Source organism: Hyalangium sp. (genome assembly GCF_035629615.1).
Lineage (GTDB): Bacteria > Myxococcota > Myxococcia > Myxococcales > Myxococcaceae > Hyalangium.
On record NZ_DASPHO010000904.1, the window covers coordinates 1 to 9,505 of the forward strand.

The following is a 9,505-nucleotide window of genomic DNA, read 5'->3' on the forward strand; positions in this document are numbered from 1 at the left end:
CGGTACCCATCCCGCTGCAAGAAGCGGAACGTGGTGTCGCCAAACGGCGTGGTGATGCTGAACATGGACAGCCGGCCGCCCCGGTCATCCGTGAAGCGCTGGATGTCCGTGATGAAGGTGGCGCCGCGCTGCTCCAGCAGCCGGAACGTCTTCTCGATGTCATGCACCTCGAAGTTGATGGTGCCCACCCCATCCGGGTGCTTGCGCAGGAAGCGCCACGCCCGCCCTCCCTCGCCCACCGGCTGGCTGACGATGAGGACGATGTCTCCCGCCTGGAAGACGGCCGACTTCTGCTTGCCGGACTTCTCCAGCTCCGGCGAGGACACGCCCAGCTCCGCGAAGTCCATTCCCTGCGTGTAGAAGCTGCGGCTGCGCTCCAGGTCATGCACGTACCAGTGAATGCTCTCGATGGTCTTGATGCCCAGCGACTCGATCTTGCCCATGGTCGACTCCTTCAAGCGCGTCAGCGTGTCAGATCGGCACCGCGTCGGGTTGCCGGTCGGGATAAGCCGCCTGGAAGGCGGGAAGCTGCTCGCACGCCGCTTCGATGCGCGTCAGCGTGGGATAGGGCGTGAGGTCTACCCCAAAACGCCGGGCCGAGTAGAGCTGGGGCACCAGGAGGATGTCTGCGAAAGACACTGTCTCTCCCAGACAGTAGGTGCCGGCCGTCTCCTTCACCGCGGCCTCCAGCCCCGCCAGCCCGCGCATGTTCCAGTGCGCCGCGAAGGCCTTGTCGTCGCCCTTCAGCTCGCTCTTCACGAGCTGCAGCACGGAGAGGTTCTGCAGCGGCTGGATGCCCGAGTTCACCATCTCCGACAACATCCGGGCCCGGGCGCGCAGCAGTGGATCGGCCGGAAGCAGAGCGGGCGTGCGGTAGCGCTCCTCCAGGTACTCCAGGATGGCGAGCGACTGGGAGAGCCGCCGCACCACCCCACCCTCCTCGAGCTCGAGGGTGGGCACGGTGCGCATGGGGCTGACAGCCCGGTAGGCCTCCGTGTTCTGCTGGCCGCCGTCCTTCAGCAAGTGCACGGCCTCGTAGGTGTACGCCAGGCCCTTGAGGTTCAGGGCGATGCGCACCCGCCACGAGCAGGAGGAGCGCCAGTAGCTGTAGAGCTTCATCGCCCCACCACCTTCTGGGAGATGCGGCCGAAGGGGCTCTGGCCCGCGGCGTCCAGCACTTCGATCTGGATGGTGTCTCCGGGCTTCATGAAGGGCGTCTTCGGCTTGCCCTCCTCGAGCGTCTCGATCGTCCGGCGCTCAGCGAGACAGGAGATGCCCCGGGCCCTGTCCTCGTTGGAGACGGTGCCGCTGCCCAGGATGGTGCCCGCGGTGAAGCCGCGCGTCTTGCAGATGTGCTGGATGAGCTCAGGGAAGGAGAAGTGCATCTCCCCCGCCTCCGTGTCGCCCACGAGCTGGCCATTGAGCGTGGAGCGCACGCGCAGGTGCAGCCGGCCCTCCTTCCACGCCGGGCCCAGCTCGTCCGGGGTGATCGCAAAGGGGCTGAACGCGGTGGCGGGCTTGCTCTGGAAGAAGCCGAAGCCCTTGGCCAGCTCGTCCGGGATGAGGTTGCGCAGGGACACATCGTTGCAGAGCATCAGCAGCTGGATGTGCTTGCCCGCCTCGGCCGCCTTCGTGCCCTGTGGCGTGTCGCCGAGGATGACGCAGACCTCGCTCTCGAAGTCCAGGCCCCACGCCTCGTCGCCCAGGGGGATGTCCGCCGTGGGCGCGAGGAACTCGCCTGAGCCGCCCTGGTAGACGAGCGGATCCGTCTTCAGCGTGGGAGGCGGCTCGGCGCCGCGCGCCTTGCGCACCAGGATGACGTGGTTGAGGAAGGAACTGCCGTCGATCCACTCGTAGGCGCGGGGCAGCGGAGCCAGCAGCGCACCCACCTCCAGCGGGCGGCTCTGCACGGTGCCGGCCTCGAGCTGCTCGGCCACGGCGCGCAGCAGTGGCTCCGTCCGCGCCCAGTCATCCAGGGCGTCCTGCAGCGTGAGGGCCACGGAGGTGGCCAGCGCATACGCCGAGCTGTCGCGCTTGACGACGATCAGCCGTCCGTCGCGAGTCCCATCCTTCAGGGTGGCGAGCTTCAATGCCGGGCTCCTGGGCGGCCGAGAAAGGAAGTGGCAGGCCGCCGCCTTGGGCTGGGCTTTTGGGCTGCGGGCCCCAGGGTGTCAAGCCACAGCGGCGTGGCGTACCCGGTGTCCGTATTGTCGCTGCCAGAAGCCTGGCCCCCAGTGGCAGGCCTGCTGTGATCCCGTTAGCTGTCTCTCAAGCCAGTGCGCAGTGCGTCATGACGCCGCCTGCCTGGCTACCCCCCGAGCTGTCGGGGGGGCCTTTGGAGGTAGGAGGGATGGAATCCCCTGGAGTTTGTTGACCGCCAGGACTGCGGCCCTGCGTTGGTCACGACCGACCCCTTGGCATCGACCGGTCCGGCACCAAGGTTGTCGCAGGGACGACGCGCAGCCGGCCGCATTGCCGCCGCAATGCGCTGGGAGGGCGAGGGCACTTCATGGCAGAGGGCTTTCCACAGGCCGGCGCCGTTCCTGGAGAACCCCTTCCCGGACGGCGGTTGGGCAACCGCTTCGAGGTTCTCCAGCGCATGAAGGCTGGCCGAGGAATCTCGACCTGGCTGGGGAGCGACCTGCGTACCGGAGGCCGGGTCGTCATCAAGGTGACCTCCACCAGCTCCATGGCTCCCACCGCACGCCAGCGGCTGGAGCATGAGGCCGCAGTGCTCTCCGAGCTGCAGAGCAGCTTCCTGGCATCCATCCTCCACCTGGGTGTGTCGGGCGAGCTGCTCTATCTGGTGATGCCCTACATCCCCGGAGAGACGCTGCAGGAGCGGCTCACCCGCGGCAGTCTCACCCTGTCAGAGGTCCTCACCCTGGGGCAGTGCGTGCTGGCCGCCCTGGCAGAGGGCCACCGCCACGGTGTGCTCCACCGGGATGTGAAGCCCGCCAACATCATCGTTGACGGTCAGCCGCTGGAGCGTGCCACGCTGGTGGACTTCGGGCTGTCCCGCAGCGAAAGGTTGGATCCCTCGCTGAGGGATCTGCCCGTGGGCACCGCCCGCTACCTCTCGCCGGAGCAGGCGGGGCTGCTCAACCGCTCGGTGGAGGCGACCTCGGATCTGTACTCGGTGGGCATCGTCCTCTTCGAGGCGCTCTCCGGCCGCCCGGCCTTCGATGGAAACTCCGTGGGCGAGGTGCTGCGCCAGCACCTGGCCGTGCGTCCCAAGCTGCGCAGCGGCGGTGTGGAGATCCCCCGCGCCCTGGAGGAGCTGGTGGGCCGGCTGCTGCAGACGGACCCGACGGACCGCTACCAGTCCGCGGAGTCCGCGCTGGCCGACCTGCGCGCCTTGGACGAGGCGCTCTCGCACGGCGAGGCGGAGCCTGAGCTCGTCACCGGCGCGCATGATCAGCGCCGCAGCCTCACCGAGCCCTCCTTCGTGGGCCGCCACGAGGAGCTGGCAGTGCTGGAGCGCGAGCTGGAGCGCACCCGCTCGGAACCGGTGCGGCTGGTGGTGGTGGAGGCCGAGTCCGGCGGCGGCAAGAGCCGGCTGCTGGAGGAGTTCTCCGCGCGCGCCGTGCACTACCGGGCCTGGGTGCTCCAGGGCCAGGCCATGGATCAGGCCGCGCAGCGCCCCTTCCAGCTCTTCACGGGCGTGGCCGCCGGCATCGCCGCGGCGGCTCGGGAGCGGCCCGCGCTGGTGGAGGTGCTCCGCCAGCGGTTGGTGGGCCAGGAGGCGGCGCTGGCCACCGTGCTGCCCCAGCTGGAGCCCGTGATGCGCCCCGCCCCACAGCAGAACCTGGGCCCGGAGTCCTTCGGAGAGAGCCGCGGTATCCGCGCCCTCACCTCGCTGCTGGGGGCGCTGGGCACGGAGGCAGAGCCGGCGGTGGTGCTGCTGGATGACTGCCAGTGGGCGGACGAGCTGACGCTGCGGGCCATCGAGGCCTGGCAGCAGACGTCCTCGCGCACCGGCGGGCATGCCATGCTCGTGGTGTCCTTCCGCAGCGAGGAGGCGGGGGCCGGGCACATGCTGCGGCGCCTGAAGCCCAGCGCCCACCTGCGCCTGGCCACGTTCGGCGCCGCTGATGTGACGCGCATGGCGGAGTCCATGGCGGGCGCCCTGCCGCCCGAGGCCACCGAGTTGGTGGCCCGCCTCTCCGAGGGCAACCCCTTCATGGCCTCGGCGGTGCTCCACGGGCTGGTGGAGGACGGAGCCCTGGTGCCTGGCCCGGACGGGTGGCAGGTGGATCCGGACGCCATGGCCCACGTGCGCTCCTCGCGGCAGGCGGCCTCCTTCCTGGTGCGCCGGCTGAAGCGGCTGCCCGCGGAGGCGCTGCGCTTGCTCTCGGTGGGCGCGGTGCTGGGCAAGGTCTTCGATCTGGAGCGCGTGGCGGCGCTCTCGGGCACGCACAGCGAGCGGGTGTCCGCGGCCCTGGCCGAGCCTCGCCGGCGCCACATGCTGTGGGAGGACAGCCGGGCGCGCTACACCTTCGTCCACGACAAGCTGCGCGAGGCCCTGCTGGGGCTCCTGCGGCCCGAGGAGCGCAAGGAGCTGCACCGGCTGACGGCGGCCACCATCGCCAGCAGCCCGCAGGCGGATCCCTTCGAGCTGGCCTACCACTTTGACGCCGCGGGTGAGTACACCCAGGCCCTGCCCTACGCGCTGGTGGCGGCGGAGCGGGCCCGCCAGCAGTTCGCCCTGGCGACGGCCGAGCTCAACTACCGCATCGCCGAGCGCGGCGTGGCGGGCGCGGACGCGAGCACCCGCTACCGCATCACCGCCGGACTGGGAGACGTGCTCATGCTGCGCGGCCGGTACGAGGAGGCCCAGCCGCAGCTCGAGCTCGCCCAGAGCCTCGCCAGCGATCGCGTGGAGCAGGCGCGCATCTGGGCCAAGCTGGGGGAGCTGGCCTTCAAGCGCGGCAACGTGGTGGAGACCAACGCGGCCCTCGAGAAGGGGCTGAAGCTGCTCGGGCGCTGGGTCCCGGACAGCAACTCCCTTCGGGCTGTCGGCGCCCTGTGGGAGCTCGCCGTGCAGGCCGGCCATACCCTGCTGCCCCAGGTGTGGCTGGCTCGCCGTCCCCTCGGGGACAGCGAGAGCGAAGAGGATCTGCTCGCCGTCCACCTCTATAGCCGGCTGGCCTATGGCTACTGGTACGAGCGGGGCCGAATGGCCGTGCTCTGGACGCACCTGCGCGGGATGAACATCGCCGAGCGCTACCCTCCCACCCCCGAGCTGGCCCAGGCCTACTCCGAGCACTCGCCCGTGGCCACGGTGCTGCCGTGGTATGCGCGCGCCATTGACTACGTGAACAAGTCCCTGGCGATGCGCCGGCAGATGGGCGACGTCTGGGGCCAGGGGCAGTCGCTCCACTTCTACGGACTGGCCATGTACTGCACCGGCCGCTTCGAGGAGTGCATCGAGCGGTGCCGCGAGTCCATCCGCCTGTTGGAGCGGACGGGAGACCGGTGGGAGGTGAACAACGCCCACTTCCAGGTGGCCATGGCCCTCTACCGGCTCGGGCGGCTGAAGGAGGCCCTCAGCTCCGCCCAGCTGCTGCACCAGGCGGCGCTGGCCATCGGGGATCGCTACGCGGTGCGGCTCGCCCTGGAGGTGTGGGGCAAGTCCGCGGGAGGCCGCATTCCCCTGGGCCTGCTGGAGACGGAGCTGGCCAACCCCAGCGCGGACCCCCAGTCGCGCGCTGGCGTCCTCATGTCCGAGGCCCTCCGCCAGCTCCACGAGGGCGACGCGGAGGGCGCCGTCACGACCCTGGAGCAGGCCGAGCGCCTGGTGGAGCACGCCCACCTGCGCTCGGAGTACGTGACGCCCGTGCCCGCCTGGCTCACCACCGCGCTGCGCCGGCGCCTGGAGGGCATCTCCTCGTTCGCACCCGCCCGGCGCGCGGAGCTGCTGGAGGAGGCCGAGAGCGCCGCGCGGCGCGCCCACAAGATGGCACGCACCTACCGCAACAGCCTCCCCCACGCCCTGCGCGAGCGAGGCCTGCTGGCGGCCATGGCCGGGCACAGCCGCAAGGCCCGCCGCTGGCTGGACCAGAGCCTGCGCGTGGCCGAGGAGCTGAAGATGCGCCACGAGCGCGCCCAGACGCTGCTGGCGCGCGGACAGGTGGGCAAGGAGCTCGGCTGGCCCGAGGCCGCGGACGATCTCAAGACGGCCTCGCGGGAGCTGCAGGAGATGGAGCAGGGGCTGGGCGAGGAGTCGCTCGCGCCCGGGGCCACCCCTGAGCGTCTGGAGACCTTGTCCCTGGCGGATCGCTTCCCCCGGGTGCTCGAGGCGGGCCGGCGCATCGCCTCTGCCCTCACCCGAGAGGCGGTCTTCGAGGCCGTGCGCCAGTCCATGCTGGAGCTGCTGCGCGCCGAGCACTGCGTGGTGCTGGATCCGGCGGACGTGCTGCCCGAGGACCTCCGGGCAGCCGAGGGCGTGAGCCGCACCGCCATCAACCGGGCCCTGGAGACGGGGCGGCCGGCCATCCTGGGCCAGGGCATGCCTGGCGGCGTGAGCGACAGCATGGAGATGATCGGTGTCCGCTCGCTGCTGTGCGCACCGCTGCAGGTGCGCGGCAAGACGGTGGCGTGCGTCTGCGCCAGCCACGGCCAGGTGGGCGAGCTGTTCGGCGAGGATGAGGAGAGGCTCACCGGCTTCATCACCACCCTGGCCAGCGTGGCGTTGGAGAACGCGGAGGGCTTCGAGCGCATGGCCGCCCTCTCCGAGGAGCGGGGCCGGCTCTACCTCGAGGAGCAGGAGGCGGTGCGCCGCCGGGATGACTTCCTCTCCATCGCCGCCCATGAGCTGAAGACGCCGCTCACCTCGCTCCAGCTGCACCTCCAGGGCCTCATGTCCCAGGTGCGGCAGGCCACACAGAGCGTCCCGCCCGAGCGCGTGGCCAACAAGCTGGAGTCAGCCAACCTGCAGACGCAGCGCCTGGGCAAGCTCGTCAACGAGCTGCTGGACATCTCGCGCGTGGCGCAGGGGCAGCTGCTCGGGAAGCTCGAGGACGTGGAGCTGGTGACGCTGGTGCGCGGCGTCATCGAGCGCTCGCGCGAGGCGCTGGCGCGCGCGGAGTGCCCTATCGAGCTGTATGCCAGCGGCAGCGTGGTAGGGCGGTGGGACACCATGAGGCTGGAGCAGGTGGTGGGCAACCTGCTCACCAACGCGATGAAGTACGGCGCGGGCAAGCGCATCCAGGTGACGATCGAGAGCGACGGCACCCACGCCCGGCTCAAGGTCCAGGACGAGGGCATCGGCATCGCCCCGGAGGATGCCCAGCGCATCTTCGAGCGCTTCGAGCGCGCCGTGTCCGTGCGGCACTACGGCGGGTTCGGCATCGGGCTGTGGCTGGTGCGGGAGATCGTCCAGGCGCTCAGGGGGACGGTGCAGGTCGAGAGCGCCCCAGGCCAGGGCGCCACCTTCACCGTCACCCTCCCCCTGCGCGGCCCGGAGTAGCGCGCTGCGAGGGCCAGGCCCCTCAGCGCCGAGTCAGCTCCAGGTAGATGACGTTCTGCTCGCTGTCGCGGAACATGCGCGTGCCGGCGAGCTGCATCGGATCGACGTCGAGGGTGAGGGCCTGCATCTGATCCTCATCGCGGTAGATGAGCCACCAGTCCATGAAGGCCTCGAGGTACCCGGCCTCGGGGCAGGTGGCGAAGTTGGCCACCAGCAGGCGCCCGCCCGGGTTCAGCATGTTGAAGAGCAGCTGCGTCAGGCGACGGGCCGTGTTGTCGGAGAGGTAGTCGTACAGGCCCGCGGAGTAGGCCAGATCCAGGTGTCCGAACACGGTGCGGCCCGTGAGCAGGGCGCGCACGGAGCCGCACACCGGCCGGATGGCCGTCTCCGGGTGCTGGCGCGCCACCTCCGCCAGGCTCATGGGATCCTGATCGAAGGCGATGAACTCGCCCACGCGGTGCTCCTTCACGGAGTAGGACAGCTCGGCCTCGCGCAGGTGCCCGCAGGCCACCGAGAGAATCCTCGGCCGGTGGACCTGGGAGGCCACCGTGTCAATCTCCTTGGCCAGCAGCACACGCCGCTCCCGGACGCTCCGGGGGCTGGGCTGCTGGTACATGAAGCGGTAGATGTAGGCACCAGGGTGGAGGTGCTGCTCCCCTTCCAGACGTTCTGCGTAAAGGTAGTCAATGAGCGCCGCATCCCCTGCATAGCCGCGCGGACGCTCGTAGCCGTGGCGCGTGAAGGGGCACTGGTGGAGCAGCTCCCGAAGGGGGTGGATCCGCGCGACCTCGAGACAGAAACGCCGCCAGTCCTTGCGGCTCCAGTGGCGGCGGAGATGAAAGAGCCCATGGTGCAGGGTCATCATCCCCGCCTGTACATCTCCTCCGTTGGCCAGCTGCCGGTAGATGCCATCCAGCCAGGAGGTCGCTTGACCGAGCATCTCGCTCTGGCTCGCCCAGTCTGACACGGGTGCGAGCAGTGCGTTGCGCTCCAGTCCACGAACGAGGTCAGGCGTCTTGAGTACGAGAGGAAATGGATTGTGCATCAACATCCACAACGCGAGAGCCCCCCTCCCGCCATTCCGAGGATGCATCGCGTTGCGAGGGCGCTCCCTTGCCAGCCAGTGGACACGGCGGCCCGCGTCATGCCTGAAGACGCGATCTGGAGAGACTGCTAAGGTGCGGAGACGGCAACCCGGGTGTCGAGCGCGAGCGCTTCGTGGCGAGAGGGTGTGAGCCCGGAGAGGAACCGGTGGATGGCGCGGTTCACCAGCTCCGGCTGCTCCAGGTTGGACATGTGGCCCACGTGTGGCAGTCGCACCAGCCGTGAGCCTTGGATGCGCGTGTGCAACGTCTCCGCCGTCTCCGGCCGTGTCACCACGTCCTCCTCGCCCACCAGGATGAGCGTCGGCGTGGTGATGCGGGAGAGCTCCTCGGTGACGCCGCGCCGGGTGATCACTCCCTGCATGGCGCGCCACACATCCCGCGGGTTCTGCAAGAGCTGGCGCCGCAGCTCCTCGCGCTCGGCCGCCCGCGCCGGATCCTTCATGAAGGTCGGCCCGAAGTAGATGGACATGAGCCGGTCCACCACCGGCCGCAGCCCCAGCCAGTGCGTCGTCGCCGTCAGGAGCCAGTAGCGCGAGAGGTTCCACAGCGACTCGGAGCTCGCGCACGTGTCCAGGAGCGTGAGTGAGCGCAGCAGCTCCGGGTGACGTGCCGCGACGCGCAGCCCCACGAAGCCCCCCTGGGACAGGCCCACGAAGTGACAGGGCGCCAGCCCCAGGGCCTGGATGAAGGCCACGGCGTCCTCGTAGACCGTGCGCAGATCAATCGCCTTGCCAGGGGGAGCCGCGCTGCGCCCCTGGCCGCGATGGTCATAGGCAATGCAGCGATAGCGCCCCCTGAGGGCTTCGATCTGCTGGGAGTAGAGGTGCGAGTTCCAGAGCAGCCCGTGGCTGAAAACGATCGGCTCGCCGGGCCCGCCAGTATCCTCGTAATAGAGCTGTACGCCACGAATCGACAAGAAGGGCATGGT

General features: G+C 69.9%; 6 protein-coding genes. 1 reads left to right on the forward strand and 5 read right to left on the reverse strand.

The window, feature by feature from the left end; all coding sequences use genetic code 11:
- The 3 genes from VD972_RS45135 to VD972_RS45145 form a co-directional block, all read right to left on the reverse strand.
- Window positions 1-443 (reverse strand): VOC family protein (locus tag VD972_RS45135; protein ID WP_324996305.1); only part of this gene is annotated, 443 nt, incomplete at its 3' end.
- A gap of 28 nt (window positions 444-471) precedes the next feature.
- A complete protein-coding gene (gene maiA, locus VD972_RS45140; RefSeq protein ID WP_324996307.1) occupies window positions 472-1,119 on the reverse strand; it encodes a maleylacetoacetate isomerase in 648 nt (215 codons plus the stop codon).
- Complete coding sequence (locus tag VD972_RS45145) at window positions 1,116-2,090, reverse strand: fumarylacetoacetate hydrolase family protein (RefSeq protein WP_324996309.1); 975 nt, start codon at window positions 2,088-2,090, stop codon at window positions 1,116-1,118. Before VD972_RS45145 ends, maiA begins: the two co-directional genes overlap by 4 nt.
- 509 nt (window positions 2,091-2,599) lie before the next feature.
- Between VD972_RS45145 and VD972_RS45150 the strand changes: the two genes are divergently transcribed.
- Window positions 2,600-7,471 (forward strand): protein kinase domain-containing protein, encoded by a 4,872-nt coding sequence (locus VD972_RS45150; protein WP_324996311.1) that lies wholly within the window; start codon window positions 2,600-2,602, stop codon window positions 7,469-7,471.
- A 22-nt stretch (window positions 7,472-7,493) separates the two neighbouring features.
- Here the strand turns inward: VD972_RS45150 and VD972_RS45155 are convergent, their stop codons facing one another.
- Together VD972_RS45155 and VD972_RS45160 are read right to left on the reverse strand one after the other, a co-directional pair.
- Entirely contained in the window at window positions 7,494-8,411 is a 918-nt protein-coding gene (locus VD972_RS45155; protein WP_324996312.1) for a class I SAM-dependent methyltransferase, read from the reverse strand.
- 233 nt (window positions 8,412-8,644) lie between these two features.
- Window positions 8,645-9,505, reverse strand: an 861-nt coding sequence (locus VD972_RS45160) for an alpha/beta hydrolase (protein ID WP_324996314.1), incomplete at its 5' end; no start/stop codon positions are given.